General features: G+C 68.0%; 20 protein-coding genes. 8 read left to right on the top strand and 12 right to left on the bottom strand.

Annotated features, from left to right (window positions below):
* Window positions 1–21: 21 nt before the first annotated feature.
* From AC57B8_RS13590 to AC57B8_RS13605, 4 genes are all read right to left on the bottom strand, one after another.
* On the bottom strand, window positions 22–1,017 hold the full coding sequence (locus AC57B8_RS13590) for a fimbrial protein (protein ID WP_496479872.1): 996 nt from the start codon (window positions 1,015–1,017) through the stop codon (window positions 22–24).
* Window positions 1,014–3,626 (bottom strand): fimbria/pilus outer membrane usher protein, encoded by a 2,613-nt coding sequence (locus AC57B8_RS13595; RefSeq protein ID WP_496479873.1) that lies wholly within the window; start codon window positions 3,624–3,626, stop codon window positions 1,014–1,016. The genes AC57B8_RS13590 and AC57B8_RS13595 overlap by 4 nt, the downstream gene beginning before the upstream one ends.
* A gap of 80 nt (window positions 3,627–3,706) precedes the next feature.
* Window positions 3,707–4,492 (bottom strand): fimbrial biogenesis chaperone, encoded by a 786-nt coding sequence (locus AC57B8_RS13600; RefSeq protein WP_496479874.1) that lies wholly within the window; start codon window positions 4,490–4,492, stop codon window positions 3,707–3,709.
* Between the two features lie 219 nt (window positions 4,493–4,711).
* Entirely contained in the window at window positions 4,712–5,281 is a 570-nt protein-coding gene (locus tag AC57B8_RS13605; protein ID WP_496479875.1) for a fimbrial protein, read from the bottom strand.
* 577 nt (window positions 5,282–5,858) lie between these two features.
* On the opposite strand from AC57B8_RS13605, the gene AC57B8_RS13610 reads away from it, so the two are divergent.
* The 5 genes from AC57B8_RS13610 (at window position 5,859) to AC57B8_RS13630 (ending at window position 11,684) form a co-directional block, all read left to right on the top strand.
* On the top strand, window positions 5,859–6,395 hold the full coding sequence (locus AC57B8_RS13610; protein ID WP_369631102.1) for a fimbrial protein: 537 nt from the start codon (window positions 5,859–5,861) through the stop codon (window positions 6,393–6,395).
* 65 nt (window positions 6,396–6,460) lie between these two features.
* Window positions 6,461–7,231 carry a fimbrial biogenesis chaperone gene (locus AC57B8_RS13615; RefSeq protein ID WP_369631103.1) on the top strand — a complete coding sequence of 257 codons (771 nt, stop codon included), beginning with the start codon at window positions 6,461–6,463 and terminating at the stop codon, window positions 7,229–7,231.
* A 13-nt stretch (window positions 7,232–7,244) separates the two neighbouring features.
* Window positions 7,245–9,857: a fimbria/pilus outer membrane usher protein gene (locus tag AC57B8_RS13620; protein WP_496479876.1), complete on the top strand. Its 2,613-nt coding sequence runs from the start codon at window positions 7,245–7,247 to the stop codon at window positions 9,855–9,857.
* Window positions 9,858–9,900: 43 nt separating this feature from the next.
* Window positions 9,901–11,028, top strand: a complete 1,128-nt coding sequence (locus tag AC57B8_RS13625) for a fimbrial protein (protein ID WP_496479877.1) — start codon at window positions 9,901–9,903, stop codon at window positions 11,026–11,028.
* 200 nt (window positions 11,029–11,228) lie between these two features.
* Window positions 11,229–11,684 (top strand): hypothetical protein, encoded by a 456-nt coding sequence (locus AC57B8_RS13630; protein ID WP_496479878.1) that lies wholly within the window; start codon window positions 11,229–11,231, stop codon window positions 11,682–11,684.
* On the opposite strand, the gene AC57B8_RS13635 is transcribed toward AC57B8_RS13630, so the two are convergent.
* From AC57B8_RS13635 to AC57B8_RS13665, 7 genes are all read right to left on the bottom strand, one after another.
* Window positions 11,675–12,784, bottom strand: coding sequence for a helix-turn-helix domain-containing protein (locus AC57B8_RS13635; protein WP_496479879.1), 1,110 nt, complete (start codon window positions 12,782–12,784; stop codon window positions 11,675–11,677). The genes AC57B8_RS13630 and AC57B8_RS13635 overlap by 10 nt on opposite strands.
* Window positions 12,785–12,987: 203 nt before the next feature.
* Window positions 12,988–15,627 (bottom strand): ATP-binding protein, encoded by a 2,640-nt coding sequence (locus tag AC57B8_RS13640; RefSeq protein ID WP_496479880.1) that lies wholly within the window; start codon window positions 15,625–15,627, stop codon window positions 12,988–12,990.
* Window positions 15,628–15,655: 28 nt separating this feature from the next.
* Window positions 15,656–16,381, bottom strand: a complete 726-nt coding sequence (locus AC57B8_RS13645) for a response regulator (RefSeq protein ID WP_492733704.1) — start codon at window positions 16,379–16,381, stop codon at window positions 15,656–15,658.
* A gap of 195 nt (window positions 16,382–16,576) precedes the next feature.
* Window positions 16,577–17,425 (bottom strand): NAD(+) synthase, encoded by an 849-nt coding sequence (gene nadE, locus AC57B8_RS13650; RefSeq protein WP_496479881.1) that lies wholly within the window; start codon window positions 17,423–17,425, stop codon window positions 16,577–16,579.
* Between the two features lie 28 nt (window positions 17,426–17,453).
* Complete coding sequence (locus AC57B8_RS13655) at window positions 17,454–18,635, bottom strand: phospholipase A (RefSeq protein ID WP_496479882.1); 1,182 nt, start codon at window positions 18,633–18,635, stop codon at window positions 17,454–17,456.
* Window positions 18,632–19,090, bottom strand: a complete 459-nt coding sequence (locus tag AC57B8_RS13660; protein ID WP_496479883.1) for a hypothetical protein — start codon at window positions 19,088–19,090, stop codon at window positions 18,632–18,634. Before AC57B8_RS13660 ends, AC57B8_RS13655 begins: the two co-directional genes overlap by 4 nt.
* Window positions 19,087–21,183 (bottom strand): ATP-dependent helicase, encoded by a 2,097-nt coding sequence (locus tag AC57B8_RS13665; protein ID WP_062476196.1) that lies wholly within the window; start codon window positions 21,181–21,183, stop codon window positions 19,087–19,089. Before AC57B8_RS13665 ends, AC57B8_RS13660 begins: the two co-directional genes overlap by 4 nt.
* Before the next feature lie 149 nt (window positions 21,184–21,332).
* On the opposite strand from AC57B8_RS13665, the gene AC57B8_RS13670 reads away from it, so the two are divergent.
* Complete coding sequence (locus tag AC57B8_RS13670) at window positions 21,333–22,352, top strand: AEC family transporter (RefSeq protein ID WP_495270317.1); 1,020 nt, start codon at window positions 21,333–21,335, stop codon at window positions 22,350–22,352.
* 9 nt (window positions 22,353–22,361) lie between these two features.
* Here the strand turns inward: AC57B8_RS13670 and AC57B8_RS13675 are convergent, their stop codons facing one another.
* Window positions 22,362–23,000, bottom strand: coding sequence for a hypothetical protein (locus tag AC57B8_RS13675; protein WP_496479884.1), 639 nt, complete (start codon window positions 22,998–23,000; stop codon window positions 22,362–22,364).
* A 288-nt stretch (window positions 23,001–23,288) separates the two neighbouring features.
* Between AC57B8_RS13675 and AC57B8_RS13680 the strand changes: the two genes are divergently transcribed.
* Window positions 23,289–23,498: a hypothetical protein gene (locus tag AC57B8_RS13680; protein ID WP_447740821.1), complete on the top strand. Its 210-nt coding sequence runs from the start codon at window positions 23,289–23,291 to the stop codon at window positions 23,496–23,498.
* A gap of 163 nt (window positions 23,499–23,661) precedes the next feature.
* The gene (locus tag AC57B8_RS13685) at window positions 23,662–25,251 is read left to right on the top strand and encodes a S41 family peptidase (protein ID WP_496479885.1); all 1,590 of its coding nucleotides are present in this window, start codon (window positions 23,662–23,664) and stop codon (window positions 25,249–25,251) included.
* Window positions 25,252–25,270 lie beyond the last annotated feature (19 nt).

Here is a 25,270-nt window from a genome sequence, read left to right on the forward strand (position 1 = left end):
AGCGAGCCTCTCCATGGGCTCTTACTTGTATTCGATGCTGAACGTGGCGGTGCCGTCGGCCCGACCCGGCGTCACCTGGTTGCCGGTCTGGAAGTAGCGCGCGGTGTAGTTCAGCACGTAGTCGCCGTTCCTCGAGGTGCCGACCAGCGCTTCTTCCCCGAACTTGACGGGCACGCTCTTCTCGTCGATCACCTGGATGCCCACGCCGGTCGCGAGGTTCGGCGCGCCTCGCGTGGGTTGCAGCACGCCTTGTTCGTTCGACGGGTCCTGTGCCGCGTCCATGCGCAGATACACCGTGTTCTGCGCGTTCTGCCCGGCCTTGCAGTTGAGCTTGATGCTGAACTTGCGTTCGGCCGTGGTGCTGCCGCGGCCCTTGAAGCCGTCCTTGGGCACCTTGCCGAATTGCACCAGGATGTTGCGCGAGCCCAGGTCGACCGAGCAAGAGGGCGTGATGATCGTGATGCCTTCGCCCAGCAGGTTCGTCGTGAGAACCGACTTGGTGTCGGCGACGCTGTAGTACTGGGTGTAGGTGCCCTGCGCGAGCGGGCCGTTGCCGGTGACGGGCGCGGTCTTGAACAGTTCCACCTGAAAGCGGGACGCCGCGTTGAAATCGCCGAAGTCGTCGGTGGTCGAGCGCTCGTGCGGGTAGTAGGAGACCGAGCTTTGGTCGAAGTAGCGCGACAGGCGGATACCCACCCCGGGGACGCTGGTGGTGAACACGTGGTCGTAGCCCGGCACGGGGGTGCCCTGCAGCATCACGCCTTTCACGACGCCGCCTTTCTTGCAGGTCCATGGCTTGTCGGTCGTGCCGGAAAGGGGCAGGGGAAAGAACTGCTGCTTGAACACCGTGCCCACGGTGGCGTCGTTGGGAATGACGACGCGGCCGATGTTCATGTTGACGATTTTTTCCACGTAGCCCTTGGTCACGTAGCACTCGGCCAGCACTGGCGAGGCGCACAGCAGCAGGCCCAGGGCCGAGGCTGCCGTGCAGGCATTCAACAGGGGGCATCTGCTCATTTCATTCCCTTCGGTGGCGCGCTGTCTGTCGCCTGGCATTGCGCGGTCAGTTCGCGGATGGGCGGGGGGCTGGGATCGACCGGCAGGCGGTAGGGCACGTTGCACTGGTCCGCCGCGTCCTGGCCCCAGCGCACCGTGAGCTGGCCGCTGTCGCCCGCGCCCGTGACGAAGGCCTGGCCGTCCGGTCCGACGACGCCGACTTCCTGGCCGCTCTCGTTCTCGATCCGCGCGCCCAGCGGCAGTGCGCGTCCCTTGCCGTTGGTCAGCGTGATCAGCAGCCGGTAGCCCACCGAGGTCTCGAACCGCGCGGCCACCACGGCGCCGCGCGTGGGCACCACGTCCATGGCGGCGTTCTTGACTTCCACGGTGTCACCCAGGTCGCCGGTGCGAAGCGCGACACGGTTGAGCCGGTACGGGCTGAGGTTGGGAATGACGGCGTCGCCCGCCCGGTCGGTGCTCACGCCCGGACGCGATTCGAGGCCGACGCCCTGCGCCTTCGGTGCCTGCACCAAGGCCACGGTCTCGCCCAGCGGTTGCGACAGCGTCACGCCGCCGGCATGCGCCAGCAGGCCACCGGCCACGCCGACCGTGGTCTGGCCGTAGCCCGGGCCGCGCGAATGCCCGAGATCGAAGCGGCCCACGGGCGAGAGGTAGCTGGCGCTTGCGCTGCCGCTGCTGTCGCCGCCCTGGTTGGCATGCGCCGCGGTCAGGTTGTAGGTCAGGCGACTGTCGTCGAACGCCGCGCCGTAGACGCTCGCCTGCTGCACCAGTCGCCCGCCGATCTCCCGGGTGGCGGCGTACTGCGCATGGGCGCGCGTGTCGCCCAGGGGAATGGTCAGCGTGAACATGATCTGCCGGTTCGGCGCGCGGTTCAGGCTGGTGCTGTGGTTGTAGAAGAGGCTGTAGCCGAACTGCCTGTAGCTGCCCGAGTAGCCGACCTGCACCAGCCGGTCCTGTGCGGAGGTGCCCCAGTAGCTCTGCTGGCGCGCCGAGGCGTACACCGACCCCCACTCGCCGAGCTGCTGCGACAGTTCGAAGCGCAGTTCGTTGCGCCGGCTGTGGAACGACTCCTGCGGCTGCAGGTCCTGCATCTGCACCGCCTCCTGGAAGGTGCGGTAGCCGCTGGTCGAATAGCGGTAGCCCGCCACGCGAAAGCTGGTGCCGGCGTCCAGGAAGGATTTCGAATACAGGAAACGCAGCGACTGCCCGTTGTAGACCGACGCGCCGTTCAGGGGCGTGCGATCGGTGGTTCGCGCGTGGGTCAGGTCGACCGAGACGGCGCCGAAATCGCGCAGGTTCTTGCCAACCCCGACGAGCAGTGACTGGTACATGTTCGCCCCCATCAGCCCGCCGTACAGCGAGAGCTCGTTGCCCAGCCCGCGCGCCAGCGTGGCCTGCAGGAAGGCCGGTCGTGCCGCCGCGGGTGTGGTCGGCGATGTCTCCACGCCTTCGCCATTGCGGTACCTGCCGACGGCGGCCGAGAAGCGCCACGTGCCTTCGCGCAGCAGTGTGGGCACGGCTGAGAAGGCCTGCGTGTAGCGCGTCTGCCGGCCGTCGGCCTCGGCGATGCTCACTTCGAGGTCGCCGCTCGACGACGTAGGGTAGAGGTCGTCGATGACGAACGGGCCGGGCGCGACGTAGGTGCTGTAGATGATGTAGCCGTTCTGGCGCACCGTGACCCGCGCGTTGGTCTGGGCGACGCCGCGGATGGTGGGGGCGTAGCCCTGCTGGCTGTCGGGCAGCATCGCGTCGTCGGAGGCCAGCTGCACGCCCCGGAATGGCAGGCTGTCGAAGAAGTTGCCGGGCGTGTTGCCGTCGCCGATGCGCAGGTAGGCGTTGATCGATGCCAGGTCGCGTTGCGCGTACGTGCTCACGCTTTGCCAGCGGCTGTGGCCGTCGAGGCCGCGGTTGTAGGTCGAGAAATGGCGAAAGCGCCAGTCGCCGACATTGAAGCCCGCGCGCAGTCCCGCGAAGAGCGTGTTGCGCTGCGGCTTGCGCGCGCTGTCGGCGAACGGATTGCCGTCTAAGATGTTTTGCGGCGCCGTTGGCATCGGCGCGGTGTCGCGCGTGCTGTTGCCGCTGTAGCGTGCGAAGTTCAGCTGGTAGTCCAGCATCGCGGCGGTGATGCCGCGGTCCCACTTTTCGGGGCCGACGGCCCCGCGTGCCGACCGCTTCAAGGCCGCTTGCGGAATGCTGAGCGTCAGGCGCTGCTTGCTGCCGTCGTAGGTGACGGCGGATTCGGGAATGGCGGAGGCCAGGTCGACGCAGGCGTCGTCCGGGAGGTTCGCCAGGCCGGGAAACACCGGCACGTTCAGGCCCCACGTGTCGAACATGCCGCGTGTGAGGCAGGGGGTGGCGTCGAGCTGGCCCTCTACCGCGGTGAAGCGGATGTCGGTCTGGCCGGTGCTGCGCTCGTTGAGCGAGACATCGACGAGATACGTCCCTGGCAGCACGCGGTTGCCCGTGGAGAACAGGGACAGGTCCGCATGCGGCTGGTCGCCGCCGATGCTGAGAAATTCCGCATTGAAGTCGGCACTGCCCGACGGCGGCCGTGGCGCTGGTTGTTGTGCGAGGGCGGGCACGCTCAGCATGCCGAGTGCACCCAGCATCGCGGCGTGGAGTGCTGATCGAACCGGCGCGCGAAAGACGCAGGAGTGGCGCATGGCGATTCGTCCCGGACGCGGGGTCATCACTGCTTGCTGCCATCCGCCGGGGCGGCGGGCGGCGGCAGCGGCTCGGCCTTCACCGCCACGGGCGTGGTGCCCTGGGGAACACGGACCTGCTCCCCGGGCGTTTCGCCGCCGTAGTCGTTGAGCGTGGTGAAGCTCACCCGGATCGCTTCGGGCGTCTTCACGGCGGTCAGCGGATAGCTGGCCTCGCCGAAGGGCGGCACCATGTCCGCGTTGATCTTCTGCTGGCCGTCGTTGATGTCCAGCGCCGTGAACGTCACGTGATAGGCCGACGGATTGGCGACCCGCAGCACCGCACCGCGCCCCTCGGGGCCGGGGCTCACCACCCACTGCAATTGCGCGCGCGACTCTTCCGGCTTGCCCGCCAGCCGCGCTGGCCGGTAGAACAGCTTGATGCGGCTGCGCACCGCGATCTGGAGCACGTTCTCTTCCTTCGATCGCTCGGGGATCTCCTTGACGTTGAGCCAGAACACCGACTCGCGGTCGGCCGGCAGGTCGCCGGCCACGCGCATGATGCGCAGGATGTTCTCCATGCCCGGATCGAGCCGCGACAGCGGCGGCGTGACGAGCAGCGGGGTCTTGTTCTGGCCTTCGCCGGCGTCGATCCAGGTCTGGACCACGTAGGGCGAGGTGCTGGTGTTCTTCACCGGGATGGAGGCTTCGCGGTCCTTCTCGCCCAGGATCACGCGCGTGCCGCTGAGCGTGATGCCCGCACCGGCCGGCCACGGAAGGCACAGCGCCAGCAGGACGGCCAAGGTCCATCGGAAGCGGTTCTTGCTGAACATAGAAAAAATTCCTCGGCGCGTTTCCGACACATGAACCGCGCGCACCCGACCGTGCCGGCGCACCACGCAGTGCGCCCGGCGTGCGGGCAAGAAATGAAAACGGGAGGTGGCACCTGCCGCCGTGTGTCGATCGGGCGGCGGTGCCGTGAAACCTGGGCGGTATCGCGCCGACGCGATGCGAAGGGCTTCAGTCGGCGTGCGAGGACCGCGGTGCGGCGATTACTTGTAGGCGACCGTGAACTGCGCCACCGCGTTGGCGGGGCCGGCCGTGACGGCCGTTGCGGTCGCGATGTAGGCGGCCTGGAACTTCAGCGAGTTGTCACCCTTGCCGAGGATGTATTCCTGCGACTTCTCGCCGAGCTTGATGCGGGTGCCGGCGGAGTCGCCGAGTTCGATAGCCACGCCCGTGGCGGTTGCCGTGCCGACCTGGCCGGCGTTCGCCAGGCCCAGCAGGTCCGGGTTGCCCGCGGCGGCCACGCCGTTGAAGGTCACGAAGGCACCGGTGGCCGTGGCACCGCAGCCGATCAGGTCGATGGTGAACTTGGCGGGCGTGGCCTTCTTGCCGACGCTGGCAGCCGCACCGACAGCGATCGGGTTGCTGTCATAGAAGGTGGCCCGCGACACCTTGCCCAGCGGCACGGTCAGGTTCTGGCTGCTCGGTGCGATGGAGCACAGCGTGTCGACGATTTCGCCGGTGAAGTTCACGGTGCCGTCGGCGGCCAGCGCGCCTTGCGAGAGAACCACGGTGACCGCGACTGCCGCAGCCTTGAAAAAACTACCCTTTTGCATTTTATTTCCCTGAATCTTTAAGAATGAATAACGCTTGCCTTTGTAAGGCGGGCGGAGTCTATTTCTTAAATCTTCTGGATGAAATGTGAAATTTTCAGTAATTAACTTTGGTTGTGTTTGGTTGTTTTTTCTTGTGAAGAAATGGTGACATATTTCATGTGAAATGCAGGCGGATGGGTTTGAAAAACTCACTGCATATAGACGCATGAATATGGCGATTCAAAGGAGGATTGCCGATTAAGGGTTGTCGGTGCTCAAGAAATTGCGTCCAAATCGTTAACTGAAGATGCAGATCGCCTCACGGAAAAAGCCTTTGCAAAGGCTCGTTCGATCCGGCCCAGCAACCGAAGTCTTGGGATGAACAGTTAATTTTCGAGTGATTTAGTTCGCCTTTGGCTGTCCGCAGGTCACCGGAGTATCACGCGGTTCCAAACGCGTATGCCTGCGGGACACACGCCGTTCATAAATTGGCCTGACTCCCACGCGACCGGCGCAGGAGCACCGGCGTGACAGGGCCTCCGAAGACGAACCCCGCGCGCACAACATCCAAACCCACGTCTTCAGGAGTTCACTCGATATGCGTACCCATTTCATTGCTGCCGTTACTTTCGCTGGCGCACTCGCCCTCTCGCAATCTGCCTCGGCGGCGGACGGGAACATCTCTTTCAACGGCGAGATCACGGGCCAGACCTGCGTGATCAACGGGGGCAACAAAGACATCGTCGTGACCTTGCCGACCGTCGCCGCCAGCACGCTCAGCGCGACCGGCAAGACGGCCGGCAAGACGCCGTTCAGCATCGACCTGACCGGCTGCGCCGCCACACCCGCCAAGGTGCAGGTCCAGTTCGAACCGGGTGCCACCGTGGACAGCACGACCGGCCGTCTCATTCCCTCCCCGGGTGGAGCCACCAATGTGCAGGTCGGCCTGAGCAACGCAGACGACGCCAGCCCCATCAAGCTTGGCCTGGCGCTGTCGGCGCAGAGCTCCAAGGCCGCCGACATCGTCAACGGCGCGGCCTCGCTGCGCTACACCGCCGAGTACGTCGCCAGCGGCGGTGCCGCCACCGTCGGCAAGGTCACGACGAGCGTCGTGTATTCGATCGCCTACCAGTGACGGGTTGCGCGGGCGGCCGCAGCCAGCGGTCGCCCGTGTCCGGAATGACCGCTTCGGGAGAACCCATGAAGACTGCGCATGCATCGGCTGCGATGCGGATCGTGACGGCGGCCGTCGGCGCGCTCGTCCTGTGTGGCGGGGTGCAGGCGGCCGTGGTGATGGCCGCCACCCGCGTCATCTATCCCGCGAAAGAAACCGAGGTGACGCTGAGGCTCTCGAACGAGGGGGCGTCGCCCGCCCTGGTGCAGGTCTGGACCGACGACGGCAACGCCGAAGCCGGTCCCGCCGCGAAGGGCGCGCCGTTCCTGGTCACGCCGCCGGTGTCCCGCATCGATCCCACGCGCAGCCAGACCCTGCGCATCGCCTACACGGGTGAGCCGCTGCCTTCCGACCGCGAGTCGGTGTTCTGGCTCAACATGCTCGAAGTGCCGCCCCGTCCCGAAGGGGCCATGGCCGAGGCGAACAAGCTGCAGCTGGCGTTCCGTTCGCGGATCAAGCTGTTCTTCCGTCCGCCCGGGCTGGCAGGCAAGGCCGAAGGGGCTCCGGCCCAGGCGGTCTGGCGGCTGGTCGGGCGCGAGGGCGCGCCGGCGATCGAGGTGCGCAACCCGACGCCCTATCACCTGAACCTCGTCTCGGTGGAACTCGAGAGCGAAGGCAAGCGCGCAGGGTTCGACGATGGCGTGATGGTGGCGCCGGGCGAAACCAGGGAGCTCCCGCTGAAGGGTTCGCTCGATGGCCGTGCGGCCGCAGACCTCCAGCTTCGCTATCAGACGCTGAACGACTACGGCGGCGCCGTGCCAGGCAACGCCGTGCTCCCCAAGGGCGCCGCACGCTAGCGGATGGCGATGCATGAAGGCCTCGAAGAACGCCGTGCGGACCGTGCGGCGGTTGTCCCCCTGCGCGGTGGCGGCGCTTCTGGCGATGGCGGCCGGCACGCAGGCCAGGGCCGACACGCCGGCCGCCGCAACGCAGCCTGCGGAAGTGCGTTTCAACGAAGACTTCCTGCGGCTGGGCAACGGCGTACCGCTGGACCTGAGCCGCTACAACAAGGGCAACCCCGCTGAGGCGGGGCGCTATCGCGCCGACCTCTACGTCAACCAGGTCTGGCTCGGGCGCAGCACCGTCACGCTGAAAGCCGTGGGCGCGCGCAGCGGCGATGTTGCGACCTGCTTCGACCGCGATCTGCTCGAGCGTGTCGGTGTCGATCTGCAGCGCCTGTCGCCCGAGGCAACAGCCCTGCTGCCGGGCGCAGCGCCGTCGCCATCGAAACGAGACTGCGTGACGCTGGCCCAGTTGGTGCCCGACGCGACCGCGTTCTTCGACAACGGCGAACAGCGGCTCGACATCGGCGTGCCGCAGGCGGCGCTTCGGCGCCAGGCGCGCGGCCATGTGGACCCGAGCCAATGGGACGACGGCGTGCCCGCCGCCTTGCTGCAGTACGACGCCAACTACTACCGCTCGAAGACCGCAGGACGCTCGGACAGCCAGGGCTACGTGGGCCTGGTGGCGGGCGGCAACATCGGCCCCTGGCGGCTGCGGCACCACGGCAGCCTCACGACCGGCTCGGCGCGCGGCACCCACTACCAGGGCACGCAAACCTACGTGCAGCGCGCCATCGAGCCCTGGGGCAGTCAGCTGGTGGTGGGCGATGCCTTCACCGAAGGCGCGCTGTTCGACAGCTTCGGCTTTCGCGGCGTGCAGCTGGCCACCGACGACCGCATGGTGCCGGAGTCCCAGCGCGGCTATGCGCCGCGCATCACGGGCATCGCCCGGGGCAACGCGGTGGTGCGCGTCAGACAGAACGGCAACCTGCTGCGCGAGACCACGGTGGCGGCCGGCGCCTTCGTGATCGACGACCTGTACCCCACGGGCTACGGCGGCGACCTCGACGTCGAAGTCACCGAAGCCGACGGCAGCGTGCAGGTGTCGAAGGTGCCTTACGCCGCCGCGGTGAACGCGCTGCGTCCCGGCATCACGCGTTACCGCGTGACGGCGGGCCAATTGCGCGATTCACAGCTGCACAGCCGGCGCGCGTTGTTCCAGGGCACAGTGCAGCATGGCTTCACGAACATGCTCACGGGCTACGGCGGCGTGCTGCTTGCACGCGGCTATCGCGCCCTGGTGGGTGGGGCTGCGCTCAACACCAGCTGGGGCGCCTTCGGCGTCGACCTGACCGGCACCGCGGCCAGCCTGTCCGGGCAGGAGCGCCGAAGCGGCCACAGCGTGCGGCTGGCCTACACCAAGATCCTGGCGCCCACCGACACCCACGTCACGCTTGCGGCCTACCGCTATTCGAGCAAGGGCTACCTGGGTCTGCGCGAAGCCGTGGCGCTGGGCGAGGCCCCGGGGCCCTCGCGCGGCGACGGCAGCGGCCTGCCGGGTGGACACCTGCGCGGCCGCCTTCAGCTCATGCTCAACCAGAACCTGCCGGGCGACCTGGGGTCCTTCTACCTGAGCGGCTCGACCCAGGACTACTGGAACCGCGAGGGCCGGGACACGCAGTTCCAGGCCGGCTACAGCAAGAGCTTCGGCCGCGTGAACCTCGGGCTCTCGGCCGCCCGGCAGTTCGACCCCTTGCGCAAGCGCTGGAACAACACGGTCATGCTGACCTTCGGCATTCCGCTGGACGCCGGGTCGCGCGAGGTCTACACCACGTCGAGCGTGCAGCGCGATTCCAGCGGCGCGATCGACATGCGCACCTCCGCAGGCGGCGTGTTCGGCGAAGACAACGCGTGGAGCTACAGCCTCAACGCGAGCCACAGCAGCGGGGGCGACGGGGTGTCGACGTCGTCACGCACCGGCGGCGGCGCCACGGTGGCCCATGTCTCGCCCGTCGCCACCTGGCGCGGCAGCGCGTCGGCCGGCGAAGGCTATTCGCAGCTGGGCGTGGGCGTGTCGGGCGGTGTGGTGGCCCACGGCGGTGGCGTGGTGTTCGCGCCTGCGATGGGCGAAACGCTCGCCATCGTCGAGGCGACGGGCGCGAACGGCGCGCGAGTCGCCAATGCAAGCGGGTTGCGTGTCGGGCCAGGAGGGCAGGCCGTGGTGTCGAACCTCGCGCCCTTTGCGAGCAACGAAGTCGAGCTCGATCCCAAGGGCCTGCCGATGAGCGTGGAGCTGAAGTCGAGCACGCAGCGCGTCGCACCCACGGCGGGCGCCGTGGTCAAGCTGAAGTTCGAGACCTCGGGTGGCGGGCGCTCGGTGCTCGTGCGCGTCACCCTGGCCGACGGCACGCCGGTGCCGTTCGGTGCGCGGGTGACGGACGCGGCGGGGCAGGAGGTCGGCACGGTGGCGCAGGACGGGCGGCTCTTGCTGCGCAGCGTGATCGCCGACGCCGCGCAGTACGAACTGGCGTGGGGCGAGGAGAAGGGGCAGCGCTGCAGCCTGCCGCTTCTGTCGGGCGTGGCGCCGACCGATGCCCCTGCGTCGCCGTGGCAGGCGGTGGACGCTCAGTGCGCCCAGTGAGGGGCGAGCCTGCCTCAAGACAACGGACAAACAAGGACACGCGATGAACTGCAAGGGATGGCTATCGAGATCGGGCAGCCGCATCATGCGCGCGGCACTGGTGTGTCTCGTCATGTGCTTGCTGGGGGTGCCTTCCATGACCCTTGCGCAAACGAAATGTGCTCCGATGGCCAATCAGATACTTGTTGTGCCAGCCACGATCGCTGTGCCTCGTGACCTGCCGGTTGGCGGGATCCTGATGGATTGGCGAGGCCTATCTTCAGCGACGACTTCCATGTATGAGTGCACCGGGAATGCCGTTTTCGGCGCAGCAATCAGGGTCGCAGGACTGTCCAAGTCAGGCATTCAGACCAGTTACTCGGGGGCAGCGGTCAGTGTCTTCGAAACCAATGTTCCAGGGGTCGGCGTCGCATTTGCCATCGGCCTTTCAGTGCAAGGGCTTGCGTGCATGAGTGGTGTACTGGATCCCGGTGGATTGCCTTCGGCAGGCGTTGCAGGAACGGTCCAGTCGGCGCCTGAATACGGCGTCTGGTTCCAGTGCGGGCTGGCGTCGTCGACCAAGACCACGCTGGGGATTGGCCTGCGCATGCAGTATGTGAAAACCGGCCCGATCAGCGGTGGCACGGTCACTCCCTCCGCGTCGATGCTGGAATCGAGGTACAGCATCAATGGCGTTCTCAGCAAGGGAGCATGGGGAGTGACCGTGGGACCCACTGTCGTCCAAGGCCCTCCGACCTGCACTGTGCAGGATGTGGCCGTTGCCCTGGGATCACACAAGAGCTCGGCCTTCAGCAGGATTGGAGCCACGGGGCCCGCGAAGGCGTTCGCGATCACGGTCACGTGCCCTCCGGGCATGCTGGTCACCGTCGGCGGCGTCTCACGGCCGCTGAACATCGGATATCAATTTGCCGCGCCCGCTGGTGTGTTGGTGCCATCCAACGGTGTGATCGCGTTGTCTCCGGGGGCGACCGCCTCGGGGATCGGCGTGCAACTGAAGGACGCAGCGTCCGCAGTCCTACAGTTCGGAAAGAACTATCCTCTGACGGGCTATAACGTTACTTCGGGTAGCACCCATTCCGTCAAGCTGCAGGCCGCCTACTACCAGACCGGAGCAGTGGTCGGGCCCGGTACTGCCAATGCCGTGATGACATTCACGTTGAACTACCAGTAGCACGCCCTTAACGCGCCCCTTGCGCATCCGGTCCGCACGCCCTCGGCACAACCCGCCATCTTGCACGCAGACAGCGCCGTCAGGTGGAGTGAATGCACTGAGAAACGCGTCACATTGCACGCTTAACATGGCTCCTTCGCCTTGCCCAAGGCGCTCTTGAACGTGCCGCTTCGGCGGCAGATGGCAAGGAGGGAGCACCCATGGAACGACGCACGGTTTCTCTTCGTCGGCTGGCCGCGATGGTTGGCATTCCCTGGCTGGGCGGCCTGGCGCTTGGCAGCCACGCCGGGGACGGCACCATTCATTTCACCGGTGCCATCGTCGCCGCGCCCTACCAGGTGGCCCTGGTGCAACCCCAGCAACATCAACGACAACAGCCGCAGCGGATGAAGGCGACATCGACGGGCGAACGCCAGGCCGAGCTGGCCTTTTCCCGTGAAACCGTGGACCGGCCCAGCGCGCGAATGAAGGTCGAGATGGCGCGCACGCAGGCGGTGTCGGCGCGCTTCGTGGACAGCCGGGGGCGCACGCAGGCCATCGATCCCGCGCAGTGGCATGCGATCGGCCAGCAGGGCGGCACGCTGTCACTGCTTGCGTTGGCGCAGCCGCAAGCAGGCGGCCCATCGGCCGCATTGGTGACGCTCGCCTACGACTGACGCTGCGATGTCGCGACGCTGGCGTGAACCGTGTCGGTGGCGGCCATCGCACCGACGCTGACGCCCGCCATGTCGAGCCGCGAGATCGGCAGCGTCTGGCTCTGGCTGTGGCGCATGGCCATCCGCAGGCGGAACTCCTTGGGCGTCATGCCCTTGATCTCCAGGAAGCGTCGGTTGAAGTTGGCGATGTTGTTGTACCCGGCGGCGTAGCAGATGCTCGAGATCTGCTGGTCGCTTTCCATCAGCAGCTGGCACGCCTTGCCGACGCGCAGCCGGTTCACGAAATCGGTGAACGGCACGCCCGTGGCCTGGCTGAACAGCCGCGAAAAACTGCCCTGGCTCAGGCCTGTCTGCGCGCAGACCTCCGAGAGTGACAACGGCTGGTCGAGGTGCTGCCGGATGTACGCGACGGCCTTGCCGATGCCAGCGACCGTCTCCGCGTTGCCCTTGACCGGCAGCCAGCCCGACGAGAGCACGCGATGCTGCCTGCAGCGCGTGAGCAGGCTCAGCAGGCCGAGAAACTCGGAGAACCGTTCGGGCCCTTCGCTGCGCTGCAGGCGCTCGAGGTGCTCGCGCACGTCGTCGCTGATGCCAAAGAACTCGACCCCGTAGCGGGCCATTTCGAGCAGCGGGGCTGCCTCCTGGAGCTCGGCGAACACCTGCATGCCCTGGCGTAGCGGCGCGTCCGGAAACTGCAAGGCGAGGCTGCGAAGTTCCACGCCTTCGGACGGCAGGTTGAGCGACACCCAGTTGTGCGGCAAGCGCGGCCCGGTGAGCACCAGGTGGCCGGGCTCGAAGCGCTCGACGTGGTCGCCGACGAAGGCCCAGCCTCCCGTGTCGGCGATCAGGTGCAGCTCGTACGCGTCGTGGCAGTGCCAGCGCTCCTGCGGTGACGGGCTGCCGTGCTGCAGGCTGTGCAGGAAGCCACGCTGGCCCGAAGGCACCGGCCCGGTCTGCGGATGGTGCATGAAGCTGTGCTCGATCTCCGGCGCGGGGTTGCGGCGCACGCCTTGCGGCTTGATGGCGCTCCTCATCGCGGATGCGGCGCGGCGGCGCCCCGTGCGGTCTTCCTGCGTGTCCCTCGTCGTGGCATCGAGCACTCCCCTTTGTCTGTGTCTTGTGGCGGTTGCCGGGCCGTCCGGATTCGCGGCAGGCGAACGGTCGGCGCTCAAGACCTATTGGGGCGGAGCTCTGTAAATAAAAAGTAAACAATTCAAAAGCACAAAGAAACACGCGCAATGCAAACAAGTGTTCTGCGCATGCGGAGGCCCGCGGCCCGGGGGCGCCCGCTCAGGTAACTCGGTCAGGCCGCGTGGGCCGTGGTCGCTGGTGCGTCTGTGCGGTGGTGGGCCAGGGCCTGCGCAATGGCCCGCACCAGGTCGGCCGTGAGGAAAGGCTTGCGCAGGATCCGCGTGCGCGGCGGCACCGCGTGGCGGTGCGCGAGCAGGTCGGAGGGAAGTCCCGAGATCAACACCACGGCAGTGCGCGGGTAGAGGCGCTGCACGTCGCGCATCAGCTGCAGGCCGTCGCCGCCGGGCCCCAGGCTGACGTCCGACAGCACCAGGTCGAAGGCCTGGCGTTCGAGCGCGGCGGTGGCGTCGGTGGCCGACGCCACCGCCTGCACTCGCGCACCGTGCTCCTTGAAAAATTCGAAGGTGGCGTCGCGCACGTCGGTGTCGTCGTCCACCAGCAGCACCTGCAAGGCGTCGAGCGACAGCGCGGGTGGCGGCGGTGCGCAGGCCGGCGCCGCCGACGGCGCGGCCTCGGGCAGCACCAGCGTGAACGCGGTGCCCTGGCCGACCGTGCTGCGCACGCGCAGGTCGCCGCCCGACTGCTTGACGAAGCCGTAGACGATGCTCAGGCCCCGCCCGCTGCCTTCGTTCTCCTTGGTCGAGAAGAAGGGTTCGAAGATGTGCTCCAGCACGTGCGGCGGCATGCCGTGGCCCGTGTCGCTGATGCGGATCTCGACCACCGGGCCAGGGCTGCCCTGCGCGCCATTCACGCCATGCGCCGCAGCCGCCGCCGCGTGCCACGCGCTGTGCAGCGTGAGCACACCCCCGCGCGGCATCGCCGCGCCCCCGTTCAGCGCCAGGTTGAGGATTGCGTTCTCGAGCTGCCCGCCGTCGGCCAGCACGCACGCCCCGTCGGCCTGCAGGTCGAGCTCGACGCGGATGCCCTGGCCGAGCGAGTACTCGATCAGGTCCTGCAACCCGGCCAGCATCTGGTCGACATCGATCACTTCGGCGCGCAGCGTCTGGCGGCGTGCAAAGGCCAGCAGGCGCGTCGTGAGCACGGCGCCGCGCTCCGAGGCCCGGAACGCCCGGTCCACGATCCGGCGCATGTCGGGCGACAGGTCGTCGCGCGACTGCAGCAGCTGCAGGTTGCTGAAGATCGCCGCCAGCAGGTTGTTGAAGTCGTGCGCGACGCCGCCCGTGAGCTGGCCCAGCACTTCCATCTTCTGCGCCTGCCGCACTTGCCGTTCGAGCGCGCGGCTCTCGCTCTGGTCGCTGTACAGCGTGACGAAGCCGCCGGCCGGCATGGGGTGGTTGCGCACGGCCAGCACCTGGCCGTTGTCGAGCAGGTAGTCGTCGCGCCGCCGCTGTGCGTCGGGCGGCCCCAGCAGGTCGACGGCGGGGCGGCCGTCGGCCAGCGCCGGTAGCGCCGCGCGCAGCGTGTCGAGCGTCGCGCCGGTATGGATCGCCTGCGCGGGCAGGCGCAGCAGCGCGGCGAAGCGCGGGTTCCAGGCCACCAGGCGGCCTTCGGCGTCGAACGCGCCCAGGCCGTCGTCGATGCTGTCGAGCACCGTGCGCAGCAGGCGCCGTTGCTCCGAAATGTCCGCACCCATCCGCCGCATCGACAGCGTGTTGTCGCGGAACACGTTGAATGCACCGACGAGCGCACCGACCTCGTCGTCGCGTCGCGAGACATCGGGCGGCGCGCTGGCGTTGCCGTGCGACAGCTCGGTGATGGCGGAGGTGACCCGCGTGAGGTCGCGCAGCGATTCGCGCAGGCTCCAGTACCCGAGCACCAGCGCGGCGGCCGCGACCAGCAGCGCGAGCGTGACCGCGATCAGCCCCGAGCGCACGATCAGGCCCACCGAATGTTCGCGCGAGGACACCTCGGCGCTGAGCGCCGCCACATGGCGGTCGACCGAGCGCGTGAGCTCTTCCGAGAGCACGCGCGTGGAGGTCAGCAGCAGGGTCTTGCGATCGCGCAGCGCGAGGTGCTGCCTGCGCAGCGCGAAGATGCTGTCGGCCTGCGCGGCGATCTGGGCGCGGATCGCCGCATCGATGCGCAAGGCGTTGGCTGAGCCGGCGTAGGCGAGATAGACCCGCTCGGCCTCGTCCAGGTCGAGCGTGTTGTGGGCGTACAAGGCAACCCGCAGCAGATGCAGCGTGTGGTCTGCAACGAACCTGGAACGCTCGGGCAGATCGGCGATGCGGTGCTCCATCTGGCTCAGCGCGTGAATGCGCCCGCGGCCTTCTTCCCGCAGCGCGAGGTCCAGGCGCTTGAACTCGATCAGATCGTCCAGCACCACCTGCATGGCGCTCAGCACCTTCGGCACACCGGTGGCTGCGCCGCTCGCTGGCGGCAGTTGCGCCGCGAGCGCGCGCACCTCCTCCTGTCGCTTCAGCAGATCGGCCTTTTCCTGGTTGAGCCGCGCCGATATCGACATTTCCGCCACGTACGGCGCTGCCGCCGCCAGGTGAGTGACGCGCTCCGACAGCGCGAGCGACTTCGCCACCGACGGCAGGATGCGCTCGTCGAAGCCCTGGATCGCGGCCTTGGCGTTGAACAGCGCCACCATCGCCACGGCGGCCAGCACCAGCGTGGTGATGGCCAGTACGGCGAACGCGGAGAGCCATCGCCCGCGCAGGCTGCACGAGCGCTTGCGCCCGCGCGCAGGCGCGTTCGCGTTCGAGGAGGTGCGGGGGCCTTGCATGGGGCGGGCGGGTGCCGGCGCTGCTGCCTCAGCAGCGCACCACGTTCGCTGCAAAGCGGTAGCCCGCGCCGCGTTCCGTGCAGATGAAGCGCGGATGGTCCGGATCTTCTTCGATCTTGCGGCGCAGGCGCGACACCAGCACGTCGATCGTGCGGCTCACCGCGTCCGACTGGGCGCTGCGCGTCTTGAGCAGCAGCTGCTCGCGGTCGATGACGCGGTTCGCATGCAGCACGAAGACCTCGAGCAGGGCGAACTCGCCGTGCGTCAGGTCGCAGGGCGTGCCGTCGCCGTGCAGCAGCTCGCGCGCGGTGATGTTGAGGGTCCAGGGGCCGAACAGGTAGCGCTCGTGGCTCAGGCGGTCGGTGCGCAGCGAGCGCGGCATGCCGGTCTCGGCCGAGCGGCGCAGCAGCGCGCGGATGCGCGCGACCAGTTCGCGGTTGTCGAAGGGCTTGGCGATGAAATCGTCGACGGCGGTTTCCAGGCCCAGGATGCGATCGGCGGCCGTGCCCTGGCCGGTGAGGATGATGATCGGGATGCGCGAGCGCGTGCGCAGCTGGCGTGCGAGCTCGATGCCGTCTTCCTTCTTCAGACGCAGGTCGATGATCACGAGCGAGAAGGCGCGCTGGTCGAGCCGGGCTGCCATGGCCAGGCCGTCCGGCACGGCCTGTGCGCGAAAGCCCGACGACTCCAGCAGGTCGACCAGCGTCTCGCAGACTTCGGGATCGTCGTCGACCACCAGGATTTCGGGTTTCACTACGTCAAGCATGAGGTTCCAGAAGGCCGGACTGTGTGTCCGGTCGTCCAAAATTCTTGCAGACAAAAGCGCACCAATTGATACCTAAAGGTTAATCAAGTCCCTCTCAGGCTGGTATTTCGCGACTTTTTTTCGTCCGATGCTTTACACATGCATCGAAGCATCCCTTTCGGGGACTTCAATGTGATCCGTTTGTCACCCAAGTGCGGGCGGTTCGACCGGCAGCGCCCGCTTGTGGGCGCTCTTGCGATGCGTCGACAGGATCACCGCACGCGCCGCGGCCGACACCGGCTTGCCTTCGAGGAAATCGTCGATCTGCTCGTAGCTCACGCCGAAGGCGTCTTCGTCGGGCTTGCCCGGCACCAGCGACTCGAGGTCGGCCGTGGGCACCTTGTAGACCAGCGCATCGGGCGCGCCCAGCAGCTGCGCCACCGCGCGCACGCGGCGCTTGTTGAGGCCGGTGAGCGGCGTGATGTCGGCCGCGCCGTCGCCGAACTTGGTGAAGAAACCCATCAGCGCTTCCGCTGCGTGGTCGGTGCCGATCACGAGGCCGTCGTGCGCACCGGCCACCGCGAACTGCGCAATCATGCGCTGGCGCGCCTTGATGTTGCCGAGCACGAAATCCTCGTGCGCCGCATCGCGAAACGCCTGCCCGCCCGCGCGCAGCGCGGCCAGCATCGCATCGGCGGCGGGGCGGATGTCCACCGTCAGCAGGCGGTCGGGGCGGATCACCGCCAGCCCGGCCTGCGCCTCGGCCTCATCGCGCTGCACGCCGTAGGGCAGGCGCATCGCGATGAAGGTGGCGTCGCGGCCTTCGGCGCGCAGCTTCTCGACCGCGCGCTGCGCGAGGCAGCCGGCGGTCAGCGAATCGACGCCGCCGCTGATGCCCAGCACCAGCGTCTTCAGGCCGGTGCTGCGCAGGTAGTCGGCGAGGAAGTCGGTGCGCCGCGCGAGTTCGGCGGCGGCATCGAAGACGGGCGCCACGTGCAGGGCCGCGATGATCTCGCGCTGCGTGGCATCGACGGGGGTGAGGTCTGCACTCATCTGTGGGGCCTGGATGTGAGGATGAAGATCAGAAATCGACGAGGCTGAGGCCGATGCTGAGCACCGTGCGTTTGCGGTTGTAGTCCACCAGCGTGTCGCCGTAGCCATGGAACAGCTGCGTGTGGAAGCGCAGGTTGCTCTTGGTCGGGTCGCCGATGGCCTTCAGCCATTCGAGGCGCACCGAGCCGCGGCCGCTGTCGCGCAGGTTGTTGCGCACCGTGATGCCCAGTTGGTTGTCGCGGTTGAGGTTCCAGCGGCCCGTGACTTCGGCGCGGCCGATGTAGTCGGCGATGTCGGGGTTGTCGTCCTTCGCGGCGCTTTCGGACATGCGCTGCCAGACGCGGCCCGTGACGGTGAAGCGGTCGTCGAGCTCGGCGCCGCCCATCAGGTACACGCGGTTCCAGCTGCGCGACAGCGGCAGGCTCTGGCCGTTCGACTGGTGCACGATGCCCACGCCCGCATAGCGCCAGCGCCAGCCGCCGGGCAGGTGGACGTCGGTCGGGTAGACATACATCAGCTCGGGCTCGTGGTCGGTGGTGCGGAAGGGCCGCGAGATCGAGCCGTTGAACAGCTGCCAGGTCGACTGCTGCGAATAGGCGAACCACAGCGAGTCCTTCTTGATCGGGTCGTTCTGCGTGAGCATGCCCTGCGCGAGCTTGGTGCGCACTGACAGGCCGATGCGCATCTCGTTCGCCTGGTAGGCCACGGGCTCGGCCGTGTGGCCGGCCGACGGCGAGGTCGGCGGCTGGGGCTTGTCGGTGGCGGCCGATGCCGACACCGTGAGCGGGCGGTAGCCGCGGAAACCGAAGGTGCCGCAGTCGGTGGCGTTCTCGAGTTCCCAGAAGCGCGACAGCGTCGAGTACTGGCGGTCGCGGCAGCCTTCGATGGTCGCGACCGAGACCACGCGCGTGGCCGGAATCGTGCCGTCCACCGGCGGCTGCGTGCTCGCGAGCACCGGCGGCGCCACGGGCACCGACACCGAGGGCAGCGTCTGTTGTTGCGACCAGCGGTCGTAGCAGGCCAGGCGTGCCTCGTTGTTCGCGCCGAGCGCGGCGCATTGCTGCCAGGTGAGTTGTGCATCGGCCAGCGGACTGGCGGGCTTGTCGACGGCTTGTGCTTGTGCGACAGATGCGGCGCCGAGGCATGCGGCCACGGCAGCCACGGTGCGCAGCGTGAACAGAGAAGCAGGGTGTCGTCGTGTCGTCTTCATGGCTTTCCTTCCTGTGCGACGGTCTTGCGCAGCACGAACGGGTGCGTGCGCTCGGTCGCGGCATCGCGCCACGTGCCGCGGAACTCGCGGCCGCAGGCGCCGGGTTGCAGCGTGCCCGACCAGACGCCGCTGATGGCGCGGCCGTCCAGCGATTCGTCGATGGACAGCGCGCCCTCGTCGTCGACATCGCCAGCGAGCTGCGCGACGGTCGTCTTTGTTGAGGCATCGGCGCGGCGCGTGATGGTGCCGCGCACGCCGGCGTACTCGGGGTGCTTGCCCAGCTGCACGACGGCCGTGCCGGGCAGGTCGTCGAAGCGGGCGTCCCACTGGCCGTACAGCGCCTGCAGCGGCAGCTCGCGTGCGTCGGCGGGGCAGTTGGGGTCGCGGGGCGTTGTGCAACCGGCCGCGAGGGCGGCGGCAAGCAGCGCGACTGCGACCGTCGCCGTCGTCCTCATGGCGTGGCGGCGGCCTTGGCCGCGCTGTCCAGCGCCTTGCGTGCGAACTCGGCGCGCAGCGCCTTCAGTTTCTCGCGCGGGTCTTCCTTGGTCGTGGCCTTGTCCAGGCCCATCTCGGCGATGAATCGGCTCGGCATGCAAGGCACCATGTCGCGGCCCTGCTTGCGCTTCTTGGTCCAGCTCACGGCCAGGCTGCGCTGCGCGCGTGTGATGCCCACGTACATGAGGCGGCGCTCTTCCTGCAGGCGCTGCGTGGTCTCGTCGCTCACCACCTTCTGGCGGCCGTTGTCGTCGTCGAGCTTGAAGGGCAGCAGGCCCTCGGTCACGCCGATGAGCATCACGTGCGGCCACTCCAGGCCCTTGGACGCATGCAGCGTCGAGAGCGTGACCACGTTCTGGTCCTGCTCGCGCTCGCTGATGGTCGACAGCAGCGAGATGGTCTGCGCCACCTCGAGCAGGCTCTTGTGCTCGTTCGGGTTCGTGTCATCGGCGCCCGAGGCGTCGTCGAGCGAGCCGCCGGCGCGCTGCGACATCCAGTCGACGAACTCCAGCACGTTGGTCCAGCGCGTGGCGGCTGCGGCCTCGCTGTCCTCGCCTTCGTACAGATGGCGCTCGTAGTCGATCTCCTTGAGCCACTCGAGCATGAAGGCGCGCGAGGCTTCGGCGCCCATGGTGCGGCGCGCGCGGTATTCCAGGTCGTTGATGTAGCGGCCGAACTCGTGCACGCCGTCGAGCGTGCGCTTGGGGATCACGCTCGGCAGCGAGGGGCTGAACAGCGCCGCGAACAGGCTCAGCTTGTACTGGCTCGCGAAGCTGCCCAGGCTGGCCAGCGTGGTGTGGCCGATGCCGCGCTTGGGCGTGGTGATGGCGCGCAGGAACGCCGGGTCGTCGTCGTTGTTGACCCACAGGCGGAACCAGCCGCACAGGTCCTTGATCTCGGCGCGGTCGAAGAAGCTCTGGCCGCCCGACACCTTGTAGGGAATCTGTGCCTTGCGCAGCGCCTGTTCGAAGATGCGCGCCTGGTGGTTGGCGCGGTACAGGATCGCGAAGTCGCGGAACTCCTTGTACTGCTTGCCCTGCGACACCGTGTCGCCCGCGCGCAGGCTGATGATCCGCGCCACCGTGCGCTCGGCCTCGTGCAGCTCGGTGTCGGCATCGACGATGCGCACCGGCTCGCCTTCGCCGAGTTCGGAGAACAGCGTCTTCGGAAACAGCTTGGGGTTGGGGCCGATCACGTTGTTGGCCGCGCGAAGAATGGCGCTGGTGGAGCGGTAGTTCTGTTCCAGCTTGATGACCTTGAGCGTCGGGTAGTCGACCGGCAGCTTCTTCAGGTTGTCCAGCGTGGCGCCGCGCCAGCCGTAGATCGACTGGTCGTCGTCGCCCACCGCCGTGAACTGGCCGCGCTCGCCGGCCAGCGCCTTGAGCACTTCGTACTGCGTGGCGTTGGTGTCCTGGTATTCGTCGACCAGGATGTGGCCCAGCATGGCCTGCCACTTGGCGCGCACCTCGGGGAACTCGTACAGCAGCTTCAGCGGCATGCCGATGAGGTCGTCGAAGTCCACGCTCTGGTAGGCCTGCAGCCGCTCTTCGTACTGGACCATGATCTCGGCCGTGATGCGCTCGTTGTCGTCCACCGCGGCGGCCGCGGCCTGCGCAGCGTTCAGGCCCATGTTCTTCCACTTGCTGATCGTCCACTGCCAGATGCGGGCGGTGGCGATGTCGACGGTGCCGCCGCAGTCTTTCAATATCTTGGTGACGTCGTCGGCGTCCAGGATGCTGAAGGCCTTCTTCAGGCCCAGCACGTGGCCGTCTTCTCGCATCATGCGCACGCCCAGCGCGTGGAAGGTGCACACCACCACCTTGCGCGCGTCGCGCCCGATCAGGTCCTTGGCGCGCTCGCGCATTTCGGCCGCCGCCTTGTTCGTGAAGGTGATGGCCGCGATGCGCTCGGGCTTCAGGCCCGACTGGATCAGCCGGCCGATCTTGTGCGTGATCACGCGCGTCTTGCCCGAGCCCGCACCTGCGAGCACCAGACAGGGACCGTGCATGTAGTTGACCGCTTCTTGCTGGGCGAGATTGAGACCGTGGGACATGGGGGAGGGGGAACCGGGAAAGCGGGAACGCGAAAAAGGCAGGAGGGGCCGCAGGGCGCGGCCGTCGCAAAGCGGGCAATGATACGGGCCCGGCTGCGGCCGTCCGTGTCAGCGGGCATCGCGCGACGAAGGAGGACGACAATGCCGGCGTGCTGCCTGTTTTCCTTGTTACTTTTCCTTTCTTCGCCCTGATCGCGGCCGGCTACGCTGCCGCCCGCACCCGCATCCTGCCGCTGGAGGCGATCCCGGGGCTCAACACCTTCGTGCTGTATTTCGCGCTGCCCTGCATGCTGCTGCGCTTCGGCGCCGGCACGCCCATCGCGCAGCTGCTGGACGGCAGCGTTGCACTGATTTGGGGCATCTGCGCGCTGGCCGTGGTGGCGGGCGTGGTGCTGTTCACGCGCAATGCGCGCATCGGCTGGAACGACGCGGCCTTCGGCGCGCTGGTGGCGGCCTTTCCGAACACCGGCTTCATGGGCGTGCCGCTGCTGGTGGCGCTGCTGGGCGCGCAGGCGGCCGGGCCGATCATCATCACCATCGCGTTCGACCTGGTCGTGACCTCGTCGCTGTGCATCGCGCTGTCGCGGCTCGACGGTGCCGGCAGCGCGGGCCGGCACGGCGCCACGCTGGCCGCGCGCAAGGCGCTGCGCGGCATCCTCGTGAACCCGATGCCCTGGTCGATCCTGCTGGGCGTGCTGCTGTCGGCGGTGCGCTGGCCGCTGCCCGGGCCGGTGGAGCGCACCATCGCCATGCTGGCCGACGCGGCCTCGCCGGTGGCGCTCTTCACCATCGGCGCGGTGCTCGCGCGCTCGGCGCTGCTGGCGCGCGAGCACGGCGCCAGCGCCATGGTGGCGGCGGCGATGGGCACCGGCGCCGGGCCCACGCCGAAAGCGCCGCTGGCCGACGTGCTGCCCGTGGTGCTGGTGAAGCTGGTGCTGCATCCGCTGGCGGTCTGGGCGCTGGGGCGCGGTGCCATCGCGCTGGGGCTGCCGCTCGCGCCCTCGGCGCTGGCCGTGATCGTGCTGGTCGCGGCGCTGCCGAGCGCGAGCAACGTGTCGATGCTGGCCGAGCGCTTCGGCGCCGACAACGGCCGCATCGCACGCATCATCCTGTGGACGACGGTGGCGGCGTTCTTCACCTTCCCGGTGGCGGTCGGCGCGTTGCGCTGACCGGGGACGCTACTCGGTCAGCACGCCGAGCTTGTACGGATCGGCGTCGGAGAGCCGCTCGCACTTCGAGAAGTCGCGGCCCTGCGTGCCGTCGCAGTAGTAGGTGTTGTAGATGCGGCCGAACAGCGTCGGGCTGGCCGTGAAGAGCACGCCGTGGTCCGGCTGCCAGTTGTCCTTGGGGGCGGGCGCGGTGGCTTCCATCGGCCGGGCCGTGTCGGTGGTGCCGGGGGCGGGCGTGAAATCGGCCAGCGTCTTGCGGGCTTCCTCGCCGCGCCAGCGCACCGCCAGCTCGGCCGCCGTGGGGCGGGTCGCCACCGGCACCAGGATGCCGTTGACCTGCAGGCCGTGCCCGAAGCGGTGCGTCTTGCCGGCCAGGAAGGCATAGGCGCAGGCCGCCATGCAATGGCCGCGCACCTCGGTCTGCACGCCGCTCTCGCGGATCGCGTCGGCATACGCGCCGGCTGCTTCGGCGGTGCCGCCGAACGAGTCTTCGAAGACCACGGTGCGCACCGTGCCGCTGCTCAGGAGTTCGGTGAAGGCCTTGACCTTGCTGCCGTCGAGCGTGCCCGACACCACCAGCCGCCGACCCTGCAGTTCGAGTTCCGCCGCGCCCGCGGACCCCGCAGCGGCAAGGTACGAGAGCGACACGGCGACAGCCACAGCAACCCCAGCCAGAAGAGACGACGATTTCACGGCGACCTTTGCATCAAGCGAGCGGGCACGAAACAACGCGGACCCAGCGATGGAACCGCACAGGCACAGCTTGTGCAAGGGCGGGGGTACCGTCAACTCTTTTTGCAGATTATTTCGGGGTAATCCCAGGGCATGTCTAAAGGCATACCGTGCGTTATCTCTTCAGATGAATGCTTGCGTATGCAGTTGCACTGCTACAGTGGTTCCGAGTCCAAGGTGTGAAGGGTCCAAGTGGGGCGCGCGATGGCAATACTGGTTCGCATCCTGATGTGGTTGACCTGGCTCGCTGCGGTGGGCTGGTTCTGGCATGCCGGCACGATCGGCACGGGCGCCGCGCTCGCGCTGGCCGCGCTGAGCCTCGTCGTGTTCGCCTGGCCGAACAGCATTGCGCGGCGACGGCACAACGAGCTGCGCTACGTCGACATGGGCAAGGAGCCCACCGGCTACCACTGACGATCGACGCGGCGCGTTCGTGCCGCGCATAGGACTTTGGTCCAATGCGCAACGACGCAGAGCTTCCTAGGATGGCGGCGCCTTACCGCCCTCCAGGAATCTCGCCGTGCCTCTTTTCTCCCCACGTTTTCGTTTCGCCCGTCTTCTGCTGCTGGCCGTCCCGATGGCCGTGCTCGTCGCCTGCGGCGGCGGGGGAGACGGGGGCTCTGGCGTCGGCTTCCTGCCGAACAGCGGCACGGGCACCACGCCGCCCGTCACCACCACCCCACCCACGGCACCGCCCGATGCGCCCGACGACGGCGATGCCTTGCGCAACGCGCCCTGGGTCGAGGGCGTGTTTCGCACCGCGAGCCTTTACAAAGACCACTGCGCGGCGCCGCGCACCGGCACCGACCCCGACGGCAAGCCCTTCGCCGACAAGACCGGCCGCACGCTCGACGAGAACAACTGGCTGCGGTCGTGGACCAACGACACCTACCTCTGGTACGACGAGGTGCCGGACCTGGACCCGGCGCTGTACGCCACGACCGACTATTTCGACCTGCTCAAGACCCACGCCGTGACGCCGTCGGGCAGGGACAAGGACCAGTTCCATTTCACCTACACCACCGAGGAGTGGAATGCGCTCGTGCGCGCTGGCACGTCCGTCGGCTATGGGGCGCAGTGGGCGATGTTTGCCAACCGCCCGCCACGCGATCTGCTCGTGGCCTATGTGGAGCCCGGCTCCCCCGCATCCGCGCCGGGTGTCGGCCTGCGGCGCGGCGACCAGGTGCTCAAGGTCAATGACACCGATTTCGTGAACGACAACACGGACAAAGGCATCGACATCATCAACGCGGGGCTTTTTCCTGCCGCCCCGGGGATGTCCACGCGTTTCACCGTTCGCGACGTCGTCAGCGGCATCGAGCGCGAGGTCACGCTGAAGGCCACCGCCGTGACCTTGGTACCTGTCCAGAACGTCAAGACCTTCCCGCACGGGGGCCGCACGGTCGGCTACCTGCAGTTCAACGACCACATCGGGACGGCGGAGCTGCAACTGAAGGCGGCCATCGAGCATCTGCGCGCGCAGCGGGCCACCGAGCTGGTCGTCGACCTGCGCTACAACGGCGGCGGCTACGTGGACCTGGCCAGCCAACTGGCCTTCATGGTCGCCGGCGAGGCGCAGACGCGCGGCAAGACCTTCGAGACCATGCGGTTCAACAACAAGCACGCCGAGCGCGATCCGGTGACCGGCGACGCGCTCGCGCCCACGCCGTTCTGGGCCACCACCCTGGGCTTTCTTTCTCCCATCGACCCGCCCCTTCCCCTGCCCAGCCTCGACCTGCGACGCGTCTACGTGCTCACGGGCCCCGACACCTGCTCGGCCAGCGAGGCGTTCATCAACGGCCTGCGCGGCATCGACATCGACGTGATCCAGATCGGTGGCACCACCTGCGGCAAGCCTTACGGCTTCTATCCGCAGGACAACTGCGGCACCACCTATTTCAATGTGCAGTTCCAGGGCGTGAACGCCAAGGGGTTCGGCGACTACCCGGACGGCATCGCCCCCACCTGCGCCATGCCCGACGATTTCGGCCATGCGCTCGGCGATCCGGCGGAGGCGCGCCTGGCCGCCGCGCTCTCGCATCAGGTCACGGGTGTCTGCCCTGCCGTGCCCGGCGGTCGCCTCGCCAAGAGTGCTGCCACCGGCCCCGCCGCACCCCTGCTGCACAAGCCCGAAGGCCTGCGCAACCGCATCCTGCGTCCGCGCTGAAGCAGGCGTTCGCGCGCCG

This window comes from Variovorax sp. BGA-UO-ETr-C22 (assembly GCF_059567965.1).